A 17,398-nucleotide genomic window follows, 5' to 3' on the forward strand; every position below is an offset into this window, starting at 1 on the left:
AACTTTATTTTATATTTATACCGTAATATTGCGCAATAAATTTCAATAAACGGATAAAACAAAGAAGTACTCACAGCTCACTCGCCCCCTTCGCAAAGCACAAAAAAACCGCCACCTGCATCGCAGATGGCGGCCTGTTTTGCGTCCGAAACCGCTTAGCGCAGCCGCTGCTCCGATGTGGCGTCAAAGAACATCACGCGATCATCCTCAAAGCTTACGGTCACTTCGGTGCCTTCGTCCATCGCCATATCACCACGCGACTCGACGATCAGACGTTCTCCGGTAGGGGTGGTCAGATAGTCATAGGCCACGCCGCCCAACCGTTCGCGGATGTCCAGCTTGATCGGTGACGCCCCCTGATCCAAGGCCATGTCCTGTGGGCGCACGCCAACGGTCACTTCACTTCCCGTCGCGGGCAGGGATACAGATGTGGGGATCACGCGGTCGGCCAGACCGGGCACCCGTACACCGCCATCTTCCACAACGCCCTTGACGAAGTTCATTGCGGGTGAACCGATAAACCCGGCCACGAACTTGTTGTCCGGGTCCTGATACAGGTGCATAGGGCTGCCGACCTGTTCGATGTAGCCCGCGCGCAGCACCACGATTTTGTCGGCCAGGGTCATCGCCTCGACCTGATCGTGGGTGACATAGATCATCGTGGTCCCCAGCTCCTTGTGCAGACGGGCAATCTCCACCCGCATGTCCACGCGCAATTCGGCATCGAGGTTCGACAGTGGTTCGTCAAACAGGAACACCTCGGGACCGCGCACAATCGACCGGCCAATGGCCACCCGCTGACGCTGACCGCCGGACAGGGCGGCCGGTTTGCGCTTCAGATAATCATCCAGCTTCAGAATCTTCGACGCGCCATCGACCTTGCGCTTGATCTCGGCCTTGTCGACACCGTTCATTTTCAGGCCAAAGCCCATATTTTCCTCGACCGTCATATGCGGGTACAGAGCGTAGGTCTGGAACACCATGGCCACCCCGCGCTCGGCCGGGTCCATATGGGTCACATCGCGTGCGCCGATGTTGATCTGGCCGTCGCTCGTCTCCTCCAGCCCTGCGATCATGCGCAACAAAGTCGACTTGCCGCAGCCCGACGGGCCAACAAAGACGCAGAACTCTCCATCCTCAATGGTCAGGTCCACACCATGGATGACCTGTGTGGCTCCGTACCTCTTGATGGCCTTTTGCAATGTCACACCGGTCATGGTGGTCCTCCCTTATTGACTTGGAAACTGCCAATTGGCAGCGGCACTCGCGATGTCGCGCGCAGTGGATTGAAGATGCGGCGCAAGCTGGCCCAGATCGGCCAGGGATTTGCGTGCGGTGGATGTGGTGACGCTCAGCGCGCCGATCGAGCGGCCTGCATCCGAAAGAATCGGGGCAGCCACACATATGATGCCGGGCTCGTGCTCCTCGCGGTCGTACGCCACGCCCTCTGCGCGAACCTCGTCCAATTCAGCGCAAAGCGATTCGCGATTGGTATGCGTGTGCGCCGTATGCGCGAACCACGCTTGCTGGGACAGGGCAATGTCCAGCGCATCAGGGGGCAGAAAAGCCATCATCGCCTTGCCCACGCCGGTGCAATATCCCGGGCCGACCTTGCCCGCCTGGCTGAACATCTCAAGCGGTTCTGCCGCATTGCGTTTGTCGACATACAGCACCTGACCGCCATCCATCTGCGCAAGATGCACAGTTTCGCCGACCTGCGTGCTCAGTTCGTCGATAAAGGGGCGTGCGATAGGGGCCAAAGAACTCTGCCGCCAAGCGGCATGGGCCAAGCGGACAAGGCGCAAACCGGGGGCATAAGTCTGGCGATCGGTGTCATATCGCAGCATCCCAAGCGCGGTCAGCGTCTGGACAAGACGGTACAATGTGGCCTTGGGATGGGGCGACAATGACAGCAGCTCGGAAAACCGCACAGGACGCTCCAGCTGGGCGACAAGGTCCAGCACTTCCAACGCCTTGGCAATGGTTCCCTCCCCCGAACGGGGGCTGCATTATTCATCTGTCTCCTCCCAAGACGCCACGCATGAAACTTGTTGACCTGCGCGTCGTGTCCCCGCATAGTTCCAATAGTTGGAAACCGGTTTCACTATGTGGAACTTCCACAATGCGGGGGCCGGTGTCAAAGAAAATCTGAATTTCGGCGCCGACAGGAAGACTTCAGGCTCGGCGGCGAAGCGTAATGGAACCAACGGGAGGAGAACCATGTTCCTTAATCTTAAAACCGCGGTTGCGGCCATTGCTCTGTCAGCTGTTGCTGGCACCGCATTCGCGCGCGACCTGGTCATCAACTTTGATGACCTGAATCCAGGCCCGAAAAAGGGCTTCGAAGATGCCGTGGAAAAGTTCAAGGCTGAAAACCCTGACATCAACGTGATCGTCAACATCAACGACCGCGAAGCGCACAAGACGGCGATCCGCAACTTCCTGACCGCTGACGCGCCTGACGTGACCAGCTGGTACCCGGGCAACCGTATGGCTCCCTTTGTTGACGCAGGATTGTTCCAGCCCGTCGATGATGTATGGGAAGAAAACGGCTTCTCCGAAGATCTGTCGGCGATCAAGGCAACCATGAGCCGCGACGGCAAGATCTGGGGTGTGCCCTATTCCTACTACCAGTGGGGTATCTACTACCGCAAAGATATCTTTGGCCTGCTTGAGCTGGAAGAGCCCCAGACATGGGACGAGTTGCTGGCGGCCTGCGGCAAGATGAAAGAGAACGGCGTCACGCCCTTCACCATCGGCACCAAGTTCCTTTGGACCGCCGCCGGTGTGTTCGACTACATCAACCTGCGCACCAACGGCTATGACGTGCACAACGCACTGACAGCAGGTGAGATCAAGTACACCGATCCCCGCATTGTCGCGACCTTCGACAACTGGGAGCAGCTGATCAACGAGTGCGGCTTTGTCGACAACCACGCCTCGATGTCCTGGCAGGACGCGATTGCGCCTTTCGCCAACGGTGACGCGGCGATGTACGTGATGGGCAACTTCTCGGTCGACGGCTACAAGAACGCTGGCCTGACCGAAGACCAGATCGACTTCATGCCGTTCCCGACGATCAGCGCGGATGTGCCTCCGGCGGAAGAAGCGCCTGCGGACGCATTCTTTATCCCGACAAACGCCAAGAACGTTGAAGACGCCAAGAAATTCCTGGCCTTTGTCGCGCGTCCCGATGTGCAGACCGATTGGAACAAGACCATCGGCCAGCTGCCCATCAACTCCAAGGCGGACATCTCGGATGACAAGTTCATCCAGGAAGGCTTTGCCCTGCTGAACGCGGCCACCGGTCTGGCGCAGTTCTATGACCGTGACGCACCTGCGGCCATGGCCAAGGCGGGCATGGAAGGCTTCCAGGAGTTCATGCTGGACCCGTCCAAGAAAGACGCGATCCTGCAGCGTCTGGATGAAGTCCAAGCCGAGGTTTACTAAGACCTTTCCGGGGTGGGCATGTCGTGCCCACCCCTTCTTCATTTTATCGATTAACCTTCTGTAAACACATATTAATTCGTGTGGTTTCAAAAGGTTATGTTTGTCCCCGCGGGGACAGATGCCCCAGCTCAGGAGGTTGACCATGACACATGCGGTCTTGCCCGAAACCGAAACCCGGTCTGAACCGGGATGGCTCAGGCGCAACAAGCTGGCCATCGCCCCGTGGATTTTCCTGATCCCCGCCCTGATCTTTTTTGCGATCTATGTGGTCATCCCAATCTTTGAATCGCTGTGGCTGTCGCTTTATCAGTGGAACGGTCTCTATGATGCCGAGGGCAACTCGACCGCCGTTTGGGTGGGGTTCCAGAACTACGTGAAGCTCTGGGATGACCCCAATTTCTGGACGTCCCTCCGCAATAACATTGCGTGGCTGGTCCTCTACATGCTCGCGGTTCCGCTGGGTCTTTTTATCGCGCTGTTCCTGAACCAGACGGTGACGGGGATGCGCTTTTATAAGTCGATGTTCTTCTTTCCATTCGTGATCTCACAGGTGGTGGTCGGCCTGATCTTTGGCTGGTTCTACAACCCGGATTTCGGTGTGGTGGGGACCGTGTGGAAGGCGATGTTCTGCGAGGAAACGACCAACATCCTTGGCAACACGACCTTTATTTGCGAGCGCCCCGTGCCCGATATTCTGTCGAGTGAACAGTGGGCGACCTACGGCATCATTGCCGCCGGTCTGTGGCCGCAGATTGCGTACTGCATGATCCTGTATCTCACCGGGCTGAACAACGTGGCGGCTGACCAGATCGAGGCGGCGCGTTTGGACGGAGCCAAGGGTTGGAAGATGCTGTGGTACGTGGTTGTGCCGCAGTTGAAGCCTGCCACCTTCATTGCTGTGGTGGTGACAGTGATCGGTGCTCTGCGGTCTTTCGACATGATCGCCATTATGACTCAGGGCGGACCTTTCGGCTCAACCAACGTTTTGTCGCACTACATGTTTGAAGTTGCGATTTCCGAATACGGCGAACGGTACGGCTATGGCTCGTCCGTTGCGACGGTTCTGTTCGGTATCATGTTGTTCTTCATCAGCTATTTCCTGTGGCGCATGTACCAGGATGAAAAGGGAGGGCGCTGAGATGTTTCCACGTCCCATCGAAAAATCCGGCACCACGGTCAAGGCGGCCTACCAGGCGTTCCTGCCGGTCGCCCTGATCATGTGGCTTCTGCCTTTGCTGGCGATTTTCCTCACGTCGATTCGGTCGGCGGCGGACATCAACTCGGGCAACGTGTTTGGCTGGCCCAGCGAGTTCGCTCTGATCGCCAACTACACAGCGGTCTTCACCCAGTCGGCCGCGGCGCAGTACATGATCAACTCGGTTCTGATCACCGTACCCACGGTTATCATTTCCGTCGCCCTGGCGTGCCTTGCGGGCTACGCGTTGGCGATCTACCGGTTCCGGGTCGCTCTGCCGCTGTTTTTCCTATTCGTGGCGGGCAACTTCATCCCGTTCCAGATCCTGATGGTGCCGGTGCGGGATATGTCGGTCCAAACGGGCCTCTATGACACGATCGCGGGACAGTTCCTGTTCCACGCGGCGTTCCAGACGGGCTTCTGCACGCTGTTCATGCGGAACTTCATCAAGGCCTTGCCCTTTGATCTGGTGGAATCTGCGCGGATCGAAGGCGTCGCTGAATGGCGTATCTTCTGGTACGTCGTTCTGCCGCTCGTACGGCCCGCCATCGCGGCGCTCGCCGTGCTGATCTTTACCTTTGTCTGGAACGACTTCTTCTGGGCGAACGTGCTGACCCAAGGCGAAAGTGCCAAGCCGATCACGGCGGGTGTGCGAGCGCTCAACGGGCAGTTTGTGAACAATTGGCATCTGGTGTCGGCGGCGTCTCTGCTGGCGGCGATCCCACCAGTTGTCTGCTTCTTTCTCATGCAGCGGCACTTCATTGCCGGTCTGACGCTGGGGGCTGTTAAGTGATAAGATGTTGGCGCCTGGATGACGGGCGTCAGACTTTGGTCCTCGGCTCCGACAGGGGCCGATTGGCGGAGGTTGTCTATTGGGGACCGCGCCTGCCGGACGAAGAAGATCTGACGACTCTCTACGAGGCTTATACCCTTGATGTGACGGGCGGAATGCTGGATGCGAATCCCGAACTCAGCATCTGCCCGGAGGCAACGCGGTCCTTTCCCGGACAGCCGGGCCTGATCATCCGGCACGGCGACGGCACGCCGTTCCTTCCGAAGTTCTGCCTTGAGCGGTCGGATGTGGCCGACAACGTGCTGATCCTGACCTACATGGATCAGGACCGGGTGCTGACCTATCGCGCGCGGTTTGCCATCGATCCCGACACGCACATGATCGAGGCGAGTGCCGAGTTGGATGCATTGGAACCCATGCACTTGCACTGGCTGTCCGCACCGGTGTTTCCGGCGCCACAGCTTGCAGACGAGATGATCGACTTTGCGGGCCGCTGGTGCGGCGAGTTCCAGATGAACCGCACGCCTTGGTCGCCCGGCATCCGCTATCGCGAGAACCGCACCGGCCGGACAGGGCACGAGCATTTCCCCGGCTTGATCGTACCAGTGCGTGGGGCGTCGAATGCCTCGGGTCACGCCTATGCCTTTCACTATGGGTGGTCCGGCGGGCACCGCATGGTCGCCGAAGAACTGCCCGATGGGCGCCGTCAGATCCAGTTCGGTCATGCCGCTCGTGTTGAAGGGGCAGCACAGAAACACTTTGCCACGGGCAAGGTCTATGCCGTGTTCTCGGATGACGGTTTGAACGGCTGCGCCGTCGCCTTCCAGCGCCATCTGCGCGACCGGATCGTCACGTTCCCGCGCCCAGATGCGCCGCGCCCGGTACACTATAATTGCTGGGAAGCTGTCTATTTCGACCACAACCTAGATGAGTTGAAGGATATTGCCGAGCGCGCCGCCAAGCTGGGAGCAGAACGCTTCGTGCTCGACGATGGCTGGTTCGGGAACCGGGATGACGACACACAGGCGTTGTCCGACTGGGAGGTTGACCCGCGCAAGTACCCGCAAGGCCTGACGCCGCTGATTGACCATGTGAAGTCGCTGGGCATGACCTTTGGCATCTGGTTCGAGCCAGAGATGATCAACCAGAATTCCGACATCTTCCGCGCCCATCCCGATTGGGCGCTGGGGGGCGAGGATCAGATCATGGGCCGTCAGCAGATGGCGCTGAACATGGCACTGCCTGCGGTGCAATCGTTCCTGTTTGCGCGGATGAGCGATATTCTTAGCCGCCACGACATCGAGTACATCAAATGGGACCACAACCGTGTGCTGCCGATGCCCGATGCGGCGCAGACGCGCGGGTCCTATACCTTGCTGGACCGCTTGCGGCGTGAGTTTCCGGATGTTGAGATTGAAAGCTGCGCGTCGGGCGGTGGCCGGATTGATTTCGGTATCATGGAGCGGACGCAGCGGGTTTGGTTGAGCGACTCCAATGATGCCGTCGAGCGGCTGCGCATTCAGCACAATTCATCGATTTTCTTGCCGATGGCGGTGACTGGATCGCATGTGGGGCCGCGCACCTGTCATACGTCTGGGCGCACGCTCGACATCCGTTTCCGTGCCTGGGTTGCGGCCCAGCGGCACATGGGGTTCGAGATGGATCCGCGTGAGCTGACGGATGACGAAAAGCATGTGCTAACCGAGGTGACGGGGTGGTGGAAGCAGAACCGGGATTGGATGTATGGCGCCGATATCCTGCGCCTTGATAGCGCTGATCCGGCCGTCTTTGCCGAGCAGCATCTGGAAGAGGGCGGCGGGCAGTTTGCAGTATTCGCAGGCAAGGCTGCGACCAGCGATCAGATTGCCCCGCGCCCCCTGCGTCTGACCCGTTTGTCACCAGATGCGAAGTATCGTGTTGAGCTTGTAAACCGCGCCGACGCGAGCCATTTGTCACGCGGCCAGAATGCGCTCAAAACCGGGCCGTTCGTGGTGAGCGGTGCGTATCTGATGTATCATGGCCTAACGCTGCCATGGAGTTTCCCGGAACGGATGTGGGTGATCAAGGGCGACCTTGCCTGACCCTTTGAATTGAGAGTGATGCCATGAAAGAGACAGCCACATTTCACGACCTGAAGGGCGCGTCAGTGTTCATCACCGGCGGTGGCGCGGGCATTGGCGCATCGCTGACGGATGGGTTCATGGAGCAGGGGGCGCATATCGCTTTTGTCGGGCGGTCGGATGCCACGGAATTCTGCGACGAGATGGAGCAGAAGCACGGGGTGCGCCCGCTGTTTATGCAATGCGACATCACCGATACGGAACTGTTGAAGTCTTGCATTGCGCAGGCGGCAGAGGCCCATGGTCCGATTACCGCGCTGGTGAACAACGCGGCCAACGACAAGCGGCATGCCACGATGGACGTGGATTCCGAGTTTTGGGATTGGATGATTGCCATCAACTTCAAGGCGTATTTCTTTGCCTGTCAGGCGGTGATCCCGGGGATGCAGGCCGCTGGTGGCGGTTCAATCATCAATTTCTCCTCCATCAGCTACATGATGGGGAATGCAGGCTATCCGATCTATACGGGGTCGAATAGCGGCATCAACGGGATGACACGCTCGTTGGCGCGCGAGTTTGGTCCCGACAAGATTCGCGTGAATGCGCTGGCGCCTGGTTGGGTTCTGACTCAGAAACAGCTCGACAAATGGGCGACACCTGAGGGGTTGGCCGCCCATATGGAGCGTCAGTGCCTGAAAGAGCATCTGGAGCCGCGCGATATAGTGGGTGCAACGCTGTTCCTGGCGTCGGAGATAAGCCGCATGATGACCGGCCAGTCGATGGTGATCGACGGTGGTGTTGTGGTGACAGGCTGATGGCAGATGTTGCGTGGATTGCCGTGGATTGGGGAACGTCGCATGTGCGCGCGTGGTTGATGCGCGGGGATGGGTCGGTTCTGGATCGACGGTCTTCTGCGCAGGGGATGGGAACGCTCGACCGCGCTGGGTTTGAGCCTGCGTTGCGCGCCCTTGTGGGGGATGTTTTGCCCGCCCCGGTTCTGGCCTGTGGCATGGTTGGGTCGCGGCAGGGGTGGGCAGAGGCGCCTTACAGTGCCGTGCCTTGTACGCCGCCTTCGGCTGCGGAGGCAGTCCAGGTGTCTGGCACTGAGTTGGACGTTCGTATTCTGCCCGGTGTGAAACAGGCCCGGCCCGCGGATGTGATGCGCGGGGAAGAGACGCAGATTGCCGGGTATCTGGCCACATCGCCCGGGTTTGACGGCGTGATTTGCCTGCCCGGTACCCACACCAAGTGGGTGCACGTGAGCGCGGGTGAGATCGTGAGTTTCCGCACCGCCATGACGGGCGAGATGTTTGGCCTTTTGTCCAAGCAATCCGTGCTGCGCCATTCGATGGGCGACGGCTGGGATGCTAATGCGTTTGCGGCAGGCATTGACCAATCCCTGTCGCGACCCGAGGGGTTGGCGGCGGCCCTGTTTTCGCTGCGGGCCGAAAGTTTGTTGGATGACTTGGCCGAGGATGCGGCGCGGGCGCGTTTGTCTGGCCTTTTGATCGGGGCCGAGCTGGCGTCCATGCGGCCGTATTGGCTGGGCCAGCAGGTGGCGCTGATCGGGGCGGATCGCTTATCTGATGCCTATGCCACGGCCCTTGCGGCGCAGGGCGTGCCGTGCCAGCAGGCCGACGCCGAAGACATGACACTGGCGGGCCTGACCGCCGCATACACCCAGATATATGGAGAGGCCGCATGAGCCGTGAGATCATTGCCATCCTGCGGGGCGTGACCCCGGACGAGGCCCTTCCGATTGCAGATGCCTTGGTCGCCGCAGGTATCACGCGGATCGAAGTCCCTCTGAATTCGCCCGATCCCTTTGACAGCATTGGGAAAATGCTGGAGGCGCACGGCGATCATGCAATGATCGGCGCAGGCACAGTTCTGGATGTGCAATCCGTCGAACGCCTGCACGAGATGGGTGCACATATGGTTGTGTCACCGGATGCCAATGCCAGCGTGATCGTGGCGACAAAGCAGGCGGGCATGATGTCCTTCCCCGGCGTGATGACACCGACCGAATGTTTTGCGGCGCTGCACGCGGGGGCTGATGGTTTGAAGCTGTTCCCGGCCTCGCTGCTTGGCCTTGAAGGGTTGAAGGCGATTGGTGCCGTGTTGCCCAAGGGAACCAAGACCTATGCCGTGGGCGGTGTGGGACCGGCCAATTTTTCGGAATGGTTTGCCGCCGGCATCACAGGGTTTGGTATCGGCTCGGCCGTGTTCAAGCCCGGTATGTCAGTGGCTGACGTGGCATCGCGTGCGGTGGACATGGTGGCGGCCTACGACGCGGGGGCGTGATGCAGGTCTTTGATGACACGGCGTGCGCTCTGGGCGAGGGGCCGATGTGGCACCCCGAGCGGGGCGAGCTGTTCTGGTTCGATATTCTGGGCAAGCGCATGTTCGCAAAAGGCGCGCAGCGCCGCGAATGGCAGTTTGACGAACATGTTTCCGCCTGTGGCTGGGTGGACAGGGATACGCTGCTGATGGCGTCGGCTTCTGGCTTGTGGCGCTTTGACGTCCCGACCGGGGATCGGGAGCTGGTAACGGCGTTGGAGGCGGACAATCCGATCACGCGATCCAATGACGGACGGGCCGATCCGCAGGGTGGGTTCTGGATCGGGACCATGGGCCTGAATGCTGAAGCCTATGCCGGGGCGATCTATCGCTACTACAAGGGGGAGCTGCGCAAGCTGTTCGATCGCATCACCATTCCCAATGCGATCTGCTTTGCGCCTGATGGCACGCGCGCCTATTTTTGCGACACGTTTTCGAAGCAAATACAAGCGGTTGCGCTGAATTCAGATGGTTGGCCCGAGGGGGAGCCAGAGGTCTTTCTGGATCTGCAGGGCGAGGGGCTGAACCCCGATGGCGCTGTCGTGGATGCAGATGGAAACCTTTGGAATGCGCAGTGGGGGGCCAGCCGTGTGGCGGGCTACAGCCCGGCGGGTGCGTTCGTGCGCGCCATTGATGCGCCCGCATCGCAAACAAGCTGTCCGGCCTTTGGCGGGCCGGATGGCACCACGCTTTTCGTCACAACTGCGGCAGTCGGGCTGGACGAAGCAGAGGGAGGGAAAACCTTTACGGACCCGCTGGCACAACAGGCCAGCGCGAACATCGGGTGATCCTATGAAACGAACATTGGGGGTGTGTTATTACCCTGAACATTGGCCCGAGGCGCAGTGGGCCGAGGACGCGCAGCGCATGGCCGAACTGGGCCTGACATGGGTGCGGATTGGCGAATTTGCCTGGAAGCGGATGGAGCCGCGCGAAGGTGACTATGACTGGGGCTGGCTGGACCGCGCAATCGAGACTCTGGGAGCTGCAGGACTGAAGGTCGTGCTGGGCACGCCAACAGCAACACCACCGAAATGGGTCTGCAAGAAGCATCCGGACATGTTTGCAGTGGACGAACAGGGCCATGCGCGGGGCTACGGATCACGCCGGCACTACTGTTTTTCGCATCAGGGCTTTCTTGAGGAATGCCGTGGTATCGTGCGTGCCGTCGCAGAACGCTATGGCCGCAACCCGCATGTGGCCGCGTGGCAGACCGACAATGAATATGGCTGTCATGACACGGTCATCAGTTATTCCGATGCGGCGCGGGACCGGTTCCGCGGCTGGTTGCGCAGGCAGTTTCCGGGGCAGGGCAATGACGGCGATATTGACGCGCTGAACGCCGCCTGGGGCAATGTGTTCTGGTCGATGGATTATGATGATTTCGACGAAATCGGCCTGCCGAACCTGACAGTGACCGAGCCGAACCCGGCCCATGTACACGCCTTCCGGCGGTTTGCCAGCGAAGAGGTCGTGGCCTTCAATCGGGCACAGGTTGAGATCATTCGGGCCCATTCCGATGCGCCCATTGCCCACAATTATATGGGCCGCGTGACCGAGTTTGACCATTTCAAGGTTGGCGACGATCTGGATATCGCGTCTTGGGACAGCTACCCGCTTGGGTTTCTTGAAGATCGTGTGGGGGCAGATGCTGCGCATCAGCGTGCCTATGCGCGGCAGGGCGACCCGGACTTTCAGGCGTTTCACCACGATCTCTATCGTGCCGTGGGCAAGGGCCGCTGGTGGATCATGGAGCAGCAGCCCGGTCCGGTGAACTGGGCGCCGTACAACCCGTCGCCCTTGCCGGGGATGGTGCGGTTGTGGACTTGGGAGGCCTTTGCCCATGGGGCAGAAGCCGTGTGCTACTTCCGCTGGCGGCAGGCCCCTTTTGCCCAAGAGCAGATGCATGCCGGGCTGTTGCGGCCAGACTCAGTTGCGGCGGAGGCATTTGGCGAGGCCGCGCAGGTTATGGAAGAACTGGCCGATGCGCCGGATGTTGCGCCCGCGCAGGCGCCAGTGGGTATTGTCTTTGATTACGATGCGGATTGGGCGTGGTCTGTGCAGCCGCATGGGGAGGCCCTGAGTTACTTCGGGTTGGTGTTTGACTGGTACCGGGCGTGCCGGAAGCTGGGGCTGTCGGTTGACATCTTGCCATCCTCGGCCCGTGAGTTTTCTGGCTACGTCGCCGTGATTGTGCCGGGTATGATGCATGTGCCGCTTGACTTGAAGGTTGCGCTGCAAGCCTCTGATGCACAAGTCATTCTGGGGCCGCGCACGGCTGCGCGGGATGCCGATTTCAACATTCCGACCCCGCTGCCGCCCGCATGGCCCGGCAGTGATCTGGTGGTCAGCCGGGTGCAATCCATGCGCCCCGATCTGCCTGTCCCGATTGAGGGTGGTGGTCACGTTCATCTTTATCTTGAGCAGGTTGAGGGTGGTGGCGAGATTGTCTTGCACACTGCCGATGCACCGGTTGCTGTGCGTCTGGACGCCCAGACAACCTATGTCGCCGGATGGGGGGATGATGAGGCGCATATGCGTCTGATCGAGGCGGTCGCGCCTGATTTGGCAACAACGCCCATGCCAGAGGGCGTGCGATGCCGCGACACGGGGACCGAACGGTTCTGGTTCAACTACACCGATCAACCGGTGCAGGTAGAGGGGCATGCGCTGTCCGCTGCGGGGGTTCTTCGGCTGAGCCTGTAACGTTTACGATTGAGGGTCGGGCACCTCCTGTCATATATATTTCATGGAATCGTGAAATAGATATGGACCATGCTGCTCGACCAACTCTCGACCCTTAGCCATCCTGAGCGGATGCGCGTGTTTCGCCTGCTGATGCGGCGCTGTCCTGATGCGGTGCCAGCGGGTGAGGTTGCACAGGTGCTGGGGTTCAAGCCCTCGACCACCTCGGTCTATTTGTCGGCTTTGCAGAAGGCTGGATTGATCCATCACACCCGCGATGGGAATTCTCTGCGCTATGCTGTGAAGTTGGACGGGGCGCGGGACATGGTGGCGCAGCTTTTCACGGATTGTTGCAATGGTCGGCCCGATTTGTGCCCGCCCGCAATGGTCGATCCGCTGCAAAGGATGGCGCCCATGTCTGACCATAAACATAACGTTCTGTTCATCTGTACCGGCAATTCGGCCCGGTCGATCTTGGCCGAAGCCATCATGCGCCATGAATCGGGTGACCGGTTCAACGTCTATTCTGCGGGGACGAAGCCATTTTCCGAGTTGAACCCTTTCGCCGTTGAGATGCTTGCGGGGAAGGGGATCGAAACGAGCAGCCTACGGGCAAAGAACGTCTCGGAGTTTCAAGGCCCAGACTCGCCGCATCTGGATTTCGTCTTTACCGTTTGTGATCTGGCTGCGAACGAGGAATGCGCAGCGTGGGAAGGGCAACCTATCAGTGCCCATTGGGGTCTGCCCGATCCGGTCAAGGTGGAAGGCACAGATGCCGAAAAACGACTTGCCTTCCAACACACCTTTGGCGCGATGCGCAACCGCATCATCGCCTTTACCGCGCTGCCGCTTGACACACTGAGCCGCGCATCACTGCAGAACGAGGTCGATGAGATCGGTCGCACCAAGGAAGACACATGACGACATACGCGTTGAACGGCTTGGGCCGGATTGGAAAACTGGCCCTGAAGCCGCTGCTGGACCGCGGGTGCGAGATTGCGTTTGTCAACGACGCGGTCGGCGATCCGGCCATGCATGCGCATCTGCTTGAGTTCGATACGGTGCATGGGCGTTGGGATGCCGATTTTGCAGCAGATGCAGACAGCATCACCATTGATGGCACGCGCATACCTGCGCTGTCTGTCCGGACCATCGAGGATCTGCCACTGGACGGTGTAGACGTTGTCATTGATTGCACCGGCGTATTCAAAACCGAAGCCAAGCTGACCCCGTACTTTGAAGCGGGCGTAGAGAAGGTTGTTGTGTCTGCACCGGTCAAGGACGGAGAGACGGCGAACATTGTCTACGGCGTTAACAATGACGTCTACACTCGGCAACCCATTGTAACGGCTGCATCCTGTACAACCAATTGCTTAGCGCCCGTTGTTAAAGTGATACACGAAGGGTTGGGTATCAAGCATGGGTCGATCACGACGATCCATGATGTAACCAACACGCAGACCATCGTGGACCGTCCGGCCAAGGATTTGCGGCGCGCGCGGTCGGCGCTGAACTCGCTGATCCCGACGACCACTGGCTCGGCCACAGCGATCACGCTGATCTATCCAGAGTTGACTGGCAAGCTGAATGGTCATGCGGTGCGGGTGCCGCTCTTGAACGCCTCCCTGACCGATTGCGTGTTCGAGGTGAAGCGGGAGACAACCGTAGAAGAAGTGAACGCGCTGTTTGAAGCGGCTGCGAACGGGCCGCTCCAGGGCATTCTTGGGTACGAGACGCGGCCCCTCGTTTCAACCGATTACACCAACGATCCGCGGTCGAGCATCGTGGATGCGCCCAGCACCATGGTGGTGAACGGGACACAAGTGAAAATCTATGCCTGGTACGACAACGAATGGGGCTATGCGCACCGGCTTGTCGATGTGGCGCAGATGGTAGGTGACAGCCTTTGACCCGACCGGAGGGTTTTGCGGCCTATGTGGCCGTGACGGCGGCCTACTGGGCGTTCATGCTGACCGATGGCGCCTTGCGCATGTTGGTGCTGCTGCACTTCAACACGCTGGGCTTTTCGCCGGTGCAGCTGGCCTATCTCTTTGTGCTGTACGAGATCGCGGGTGTTGTGACCAACCTGAGTGCGGGATGGATTGCCGCGCGGTTTGGGCTGACCTCGACGCTCTATGTCGGGCTAGGTTTGCAGGTGATTGCGCTTCTGGCCTTGGCGCAGCTTGATCCAGCATGGTCCGTCGCTGCATCGGTTGTTTTTGTGATGGCGGTGCAGGGGCTGTCGGGCGTGGCCAAGGATCTGGCCAAGATGTCATCGAAATCTGCCGTAAAGCTGCTGGCGCCCGCCGAGGGCGATGGGTTGTTTCGTTGGGTGGCGCTGCTGACTGGATCGAAGAATGCGGTCAAGGGCTTTGGCTTTCTACTAGGGGCCGGGGCGCTGGCGCTGTTTGGCTTTGCGCCAAGCGTGCTGGGGATGGCCGCGATCCTTGCCGTGATCCTTCTGGTGGTGTTGCTACGCATGCCCGGCGGGCTGCCGGCCGGTCGGAAGGACGCGAAGTTCAAAGAGGTATTTTCGAAGAACCCGCGCGTGAACTGGCTGAGTGCGGCCCGCGTGTTCCTGTTCGGGGCGCGGGACGTCTGGTTTGTCGTGGGTATTCCAATTTATTTCTATTCGGTGCTGAGTGATGGCAGCCCGGAAGGGCAGCGGGCCGCGTTCTTTATGATTGGCATTTTCATGGCTGTTTGGGTGATCCTTTACGGCGCCGTGCAGGCCAAGGCACCAGCTATGCTGCGCAGCGCGCAGAGGAGCGAGGCGGATTTGGCACGCGCGGCACGGTTTTGGGTCGGAACACTCTTTTTCGTGCCCGCTGTTTTGGCTGTGACCGTCTGGTCCGTGGGAACGCCGACGCTGTGGCTGACGGGTTTTGTCGTGCTCGGGTTGTTGGTCTTCGGCGTGCTTTTTGCGCTCAACTCGTCGCTGCACTCGTATCTCATCCTTGCCTTTACCGATGCAAAACGGGTCACGATGGATGTGGGGTTCTACTACATGGCCAATGCGGCGGGCCGGTTGATCGGCACCGTGTTGTCAGGACTGGCCTACCAGCTTGGCGGCGTGTCACTGTGCCTTGCAACGGCGGCTGTGATGATCGTGCTGAGCTGGCTGTCGATAGGCCGGATCAGCGATAGCGCTGCATCCAGCCCAGCGTAGCATTTGTGTCTCCAACGGGTTTGTATTCCGCGCCCAGCGGATGTGGCCAGTCTTTGAGCGCGGCGAAGATGGTGGCGTAATCCAACTCTCCGTGATCCGGCGCGCCTCGATCGGGGATAGAGGCGAACTGGATATGACCGATCAGATCGCCAAGGTCAGCGATGCGGGTCAGGATGTCGCCCTCGGTCCGGCCGACGTGATAGCAGTCGAACATCAGTTTGAGGTTGGGTGCGTTGACCTCGGCGATGATCGCGCGGGCCTGATCTGTCGTTTGCAGAAAGTAGCCGGGCGCGTCGTGGCGGTTGAGCGGTTCGATCAGGATCGTGCGCATGGTCGCTTCGCAGGCGTAGCGCAGGTTTTCGATGAAAGTGGCATGGGCTTTGGGGCCGTTTGCAAAGCCGCACATGACATGGATCGCGCCAGCGTCGACGATGCCGGCATAGGCAATCGCCTGATCTATGGCCGCGCGGGCATCATCCGTGCGCCCCGGCAGGGCGGCGAGACCGTTTTCACCGCCAGCCACGTCTCCGCGCGAGGTGTTGAGACCCAGCATCGGCAGACCCGTTGCGTCGAGCCCGGCGCGCACGTCTTCCGCTGGAATGTCATAGGGCCAGTGGCATTCGACGGCATCGAAACCGGCCGCCTTGGCGGCATGGATGGCATCGGGCAGGGGGCGGTCGTTCCAGAGAAAGCCCAGATTGGCAGAGAACCTCATGCGCTCTCTCCGGGCAGGGTAAGGCTCGCGTTGCGGGCATAGACCTTGGCGACAGCGGCGTCGTCCTCGCCCCCGAGCCCCATGCCTGCGGCGGCGATGAATTGTTGCAGGGCTGCGGCGGTGATGGGGGCGGAGAAGCGGGACGACTTGGCGATGTCGAGCACGATGCCCAGATCCTTGGGCCAGATGTTGACCGATGAGTGCGGAGTGTAGTCTCCGTTCACGATATGAGGCGCGCGGTTTTCCAGCATCCAGCTGGACCCTGCACATTTCGAAATCACCTCGACAAACTGATCGGGGGCGACGCCTTGGGTCATGCCGAAAGTCAGCGCCTCGGCCATCGTGGCGATGTGTACGCCTGCCAGCAATTGGTTCACAGCTTTCATAGCCGAGCCGGGGCCTGCATGATCCCCCAGTTCGAAAACGGTTTCGGCGGTGGCGTCCAGAACGGGTTTTGCCGCGATAAAGGCATCTGGCGTGCCGGAAGCCATGATGGACAAGGCCCCTTGGGCAGCCTTCACCGATCCGCCCGAAATTGGCGCGTCTAGGTAGTGGATGTTGTGGGCGTTGCAGCGCGCTTCCATGTCCTTGGCGAAGTCCGGGGGGACGGTTGCGCAGGCCATCACCACCGTGCCTGGTTTCAGATGCGGGACGATCCCCGCCTCTCCGAACAGGACTGCTTCTGTTTGGGTAGCGTTCAGGACAACCACGATGACGGCATCAAGCGTGTCTGCAATACTGGTGAGGTTCCCGGCTGCACCGCCTTCGGTGCGGAAGCGTTCGACCTGCGCAGGGGCGATGTCAAATCCGTGTGTTGTATGCCCAGCAGCCAGACAGGATTGCGCAATGCCATAGCCCATTGAGCCAAGGCCGATGACGGCGGTGGTGTGGGGCATATGCGTCTCCTGTCCCTGCGTTTGGCGCCATCATGGGCATCGCGGCCAGAAGGGCAAGAGAGTGTGGCCCCCGGCGTTGACGCCGGGGGCTTGGG

At 60.0% G+C, this 17,398-nt stretch carries 16 protein-coding genes; 12 read left to right on the forward strand and 4 right to left on the reverse strand.

Annotated features, from left to right (window positions below; all coding sequences use genetic code 11):
• Positions 1 to 155: 155 nt before the first annotated feature.
• Both ACZ1HN_RS11270 and ACZ1HN_RS11275 read right to left on the reverse strand, forming a co-directional pair.
• Entirely contained in the window at positions 156 to 1,217 is a 1,062-nt protein-coding gene (locus tag ACZ1HN_RS11270) for an ABC transporter ATP-binding protein (RefSeq protein WP_472727552.1), read from the reverse strand.
• A 12-nt stretch (positions 1,218 to 1,229) separates the two neighbouring features.
• Complete coding sequence (locus tag ACZ1HN_RS11275) at positions 1,230 to 1,982, reverse strand: IclR family transcriptional regulator (RefSeq protein ID WP_472729310.1); 753 nt, start codon at positions 1,980 to 1,982, stop codon at positions 1,230 to 1,232.
• Between the two features lie 238 nt (positions 1,983 to 2,220).
• On the opposite strand from ACZ1HN_RS11275, the gene ACZ1HN_RS11280 reads away from it, so the two are divergent.
• The 12 genes from ACZ1HN_RS11280 to arsJ all read left to right on the forward strand — a co-directional run bounded on the left by ACZ1HN_RS11280 (position 2,221) and on the right by arsJ (position 15,692).
• Positions 2,221 to 3,450: an ABC transporter substrate-binding protein gene (locus tag ACZ1HN_RS11280; protein ID WP_299603581.1), complete on the forward strand. Its 1,230-nt coding sequence runs from the start codon at positions 2,221 to 2,223 to the stop codon at positions 3,448 to 3,450.
• A gap of 142 nt (positions 3,451 to 3,592) precedes the next feature.
• A complete protein-coding gene (locus ACZ1HN_RS11285) occupies positions 3,593 to 4,588 on the forward strand; it encodes a carbohydrate ABC transporter permease (RefSeq protein ID WP_299603579.1) in 996 nt (331 codons plus the stop codon).
• 1 nt (position 4,589) lies between these two features.
• A complete protein-coding gene (locus tag ACZ1HN_RS11290; protein WP_472727553.1) occupies positions 4,590 to 5,438 on the forward strand; it encodes a carbohydrate ABC transporter permease in 849 nt (282 codons plus the stop codon).
• Positions 5,435 to 7,519, forward strand: coding sequence for an alpha-galactosidase (locus ACZ1HN_RS11295; protein ID WP_299603576.1), 2,085 nt, complete (start codon positions 5,435 to 5,437; stop codon positions 7,517 to 7,519). The genes ACZ1HN_RS11290 and ACZ1HN_RS11295 overlap by 4 nt, the downstream gene beginning before the upstream one ends.
• A gap of 23 nt (positions 7,520 to 7,542) precedes the next feature.
• Positions 7,543 to 8,313 carry an SDR family NAD(P)-dependent oxidoreductase gene (locus ACZ1HN_RS11300; RefSeq protein ID WP_472727554.1) on the forward strand — a complete coding sequence of 257 codons (771 nt, stop codon included), beginning with the start codon at positions 7,543 to 7,545 and terminating at the stop codon, positions 8,311 to 8,313.
• Positions 8,313 to 9,203, forward strand: coding sequence for a 2-dehydro-3-deoxygalactonokinase (locus ACZ1HN_RS11305; protein WP_472727555.1), 891 nt, complete (start codon positions 8,313 to 8,315; stop codon positions 9,201 to 9,203). The genes ACZ1HN_RS11300 and ACZ1HN_RS11305 overlap by 1 nt, the downstream gene beginning before the upstream one ends.
• Complete coding sequence (locus ACZ1HN_RS11310; RefSeq protein ID WP_472727556.1) at positions 9,200 to 9,802, forward strand: 2-dehydro-3-deoxy-6-phosphogalactonate aldolase; 603 nt, start codon at positions 9,200 to 9,202, stop codon at positions 9,800 to 9,802. Before ACZ1HN_RS11305 ends, ACZ1HN_RS11310 begins: the two co-directional genes overlap by 4 nt.
• Complete coding sequence (locus ACZ1HN_RS11315; RefSeq protein ID WP_472727557.1) at positions 9,802 to 10,626, forward strand: SMP-30/gluconolactonase/LRE family protein; 825 nt, start codon at positions 9,802 to 9,804, stop codon at positions 10,624 to 10,626. Before ACZ1HN_RS11310 ends, ACZ1HN_RS11315 begins: the two co-directional genes overlap by 1 nt.
• A 4-nt stretch (positions 10,627 to 10,630) precedes the next feature.
• A complete protein-coding gene (locus ACZ1HN_RS11320) occupies positions 10,631 to 12,544 on the forward strand; it encodes a beta-galactosidase (protein ID WP_472727558.1) in 1,914 nt (637 codons plus the stop codon).
• A gap of 69 nt (positions 12,545 to 12,613) precedes the next feature.
• Positions 12,614 to 13,444, forward strand: a complete 831-nt coding sequence (locus ACZ1HN_RS11325; protein WP_472727559.1) for an arsenate reductase/protein-tyrosine-phosphatase family protein — start codon at positions 12,614 to 12,616, stop codon at positions 13,442 to 13,444.
• Positions 13,441 to 14,433, forward strand: coding sequence for an ArsJ-associated glyceraldehyde-3-phosphate dehydrogenase (locus ACZ1HN_RS11330; RefSeq protein ID WP_472727560.1), 993 nt, complete (start codon positions 13,441 to 13,443; stop codon positions 14,431 to 14,433). The genes ACZ1HN_RS11325 and ACZ1HN_RS11330 overlap by 4 nt, the downstream gene beginning before the upstream one ends.
• On the forward strand, positions 14,430 to 15,692 hold the full coding sequence (arsJ, locus tag ACZ1HN_RS11335) for an organoarsenical effux MFS transporter ArsJ (protein ID WP_472727561.1): 1,263 nt from the start codon (positions 14,430 to 14,432) through the stop codon (positions 15,690 to 15,692). The genes ACZ1HN_RS11330 and arsJ overlap by 4 nt, the downstream gene beginning before the upstream one ends.
• Here the strand turns inward: arsJ and ACZ1HN_RS11340 are convergent.
• A complete protein-coding gene (locus tag ACZ1HN_RS11340; RefSeq protein WP_299772165.1) occupies positions 15,661 to 16,407 on the reverse strand; it encodes a hydroxypyruvate isomerase family protein in 747 nt (248 codons plus the stop codon). The genes arsJ and ACZ1HN_RS11340 overlap by 32 nt on opposite strands.
• Complete coding sequence (ltnD, locus tag ACZ1HN_RS11345) at positions 16,404 to 17,303, reverse strand: L-threonate dehydrogenase (RefSeq protein ID WP_472727562.1); 900 nt, start codon at positions 17,301 to 17,303, stop codon at positions 16,404 to 16,406. Before ltnD ends, ACZ1HN_RS11340 begins: the two co-directional genes overlap by 4 nt.
• Between the last annotated feature and the right edge of the window lie 95 nt (positions 17,304 to 17,398).

Source organism: Tateyamaria sp. GN1-10 (assembly GCF_055693845.1).

Excerpts from the sequence above, each read along its gene's own strand:
- ACZ1HN_RS11270 (WP_472727552.1), bottom strand. The coding sequence starts at position 1,217 with ATGACCGGTGTGACATTGCAAAAGGCCATCAAGAGGTACGGAGCCACA.
- ACZ1HN_RS11280 (WP_299603581.1), top strand. The coding sequence starts at position 2,221 with ATGTTCCTTAATCTTAAAACCGCGGTTGCGGCCATTGCTCTGTCAGCT.
- ACZ1HN_RS11285 (WP_299603579.1), top strand. The coding sequence starts at position 3,593 with ATGACACATGCGGTCTTGCCCGAAACCGAAACCCGGTCTGAACCGGGA.
- ACZ1HN_RS11290 (WP_472727553.1), top strand. The coding sequence starts at position 4,590 with ATGTTTCCACGTCCCATCGAAAAATCCGGCACCACGGTCAAGGCGGCC.
- ACZ1HN_RS11300 (WP_472727554.1), top strand. The coding sequence starts at position 7,543 with ATGAAAGAGACAGCCACATTTCACGACCTGAAGGGCGCGTCAGTGTTC.
- ACZ1HN_RS11305 (WP_472727555.1), top strand. The coding sequence starts at position 8,313 with ATGGCAGATGTTGCGTGGATTGCCGTGGATTGGGGAACGTCGCATGTG.
- ACZ1HN_RS11310 (WP_472727556.1), top strand. The coding sequence starts at position 9,200 with ATGAGCCGTGAGATCATTGCCATCCTGCGGGGCGTGACCCCGGACGAG.
- ACZ1HN_RS11315 (WP_472727557.1), top strand. The coding sequence starts at position 9,802 with ATGCAGGTCTTTGATGACACGGCGTGCGCTCTGGGCGAGGGGCCGATG.
- ACZ1HN_RS11320 (WP_472727558.1), top strand. The coding sequence starts at position 10,631 with ATGAAACGAACATTGGGGGTGTGTTATTACCCTGAACATTGGCCCGAG.
- ACZ1HN_RS11325 (WP_472727559.1), top strand. The coding sequence starts at position 12,614 with ATGCTGCTCGACCAACTCTCGACCCTTAGCCATCCTGAGCGGATGCGC.
- ACZ1HN_RS11330 (WP_472727560.1), top strand. The coding sequence starts at position 13,441 with ATGACGACATACGCGTTGAACGGCTTGGGCCGGATTGGAAAACTGGCC.
- ACZ1HN_RS11340 (WP_299772165.1), bottom strand. The coding sequence starts at position 16,407 with ATGAGGTTCTCTGCCAATCTGGGCTTTCTCTGGAACGACCGCCCCCTG.
- ltnD (WP_472727562.1), bottom strand. The coding sequence starts at position 17,303 with ATGCCCCACACCACCGCCGTCATCGGCCTTGGCTCAATGGGCTATGGC.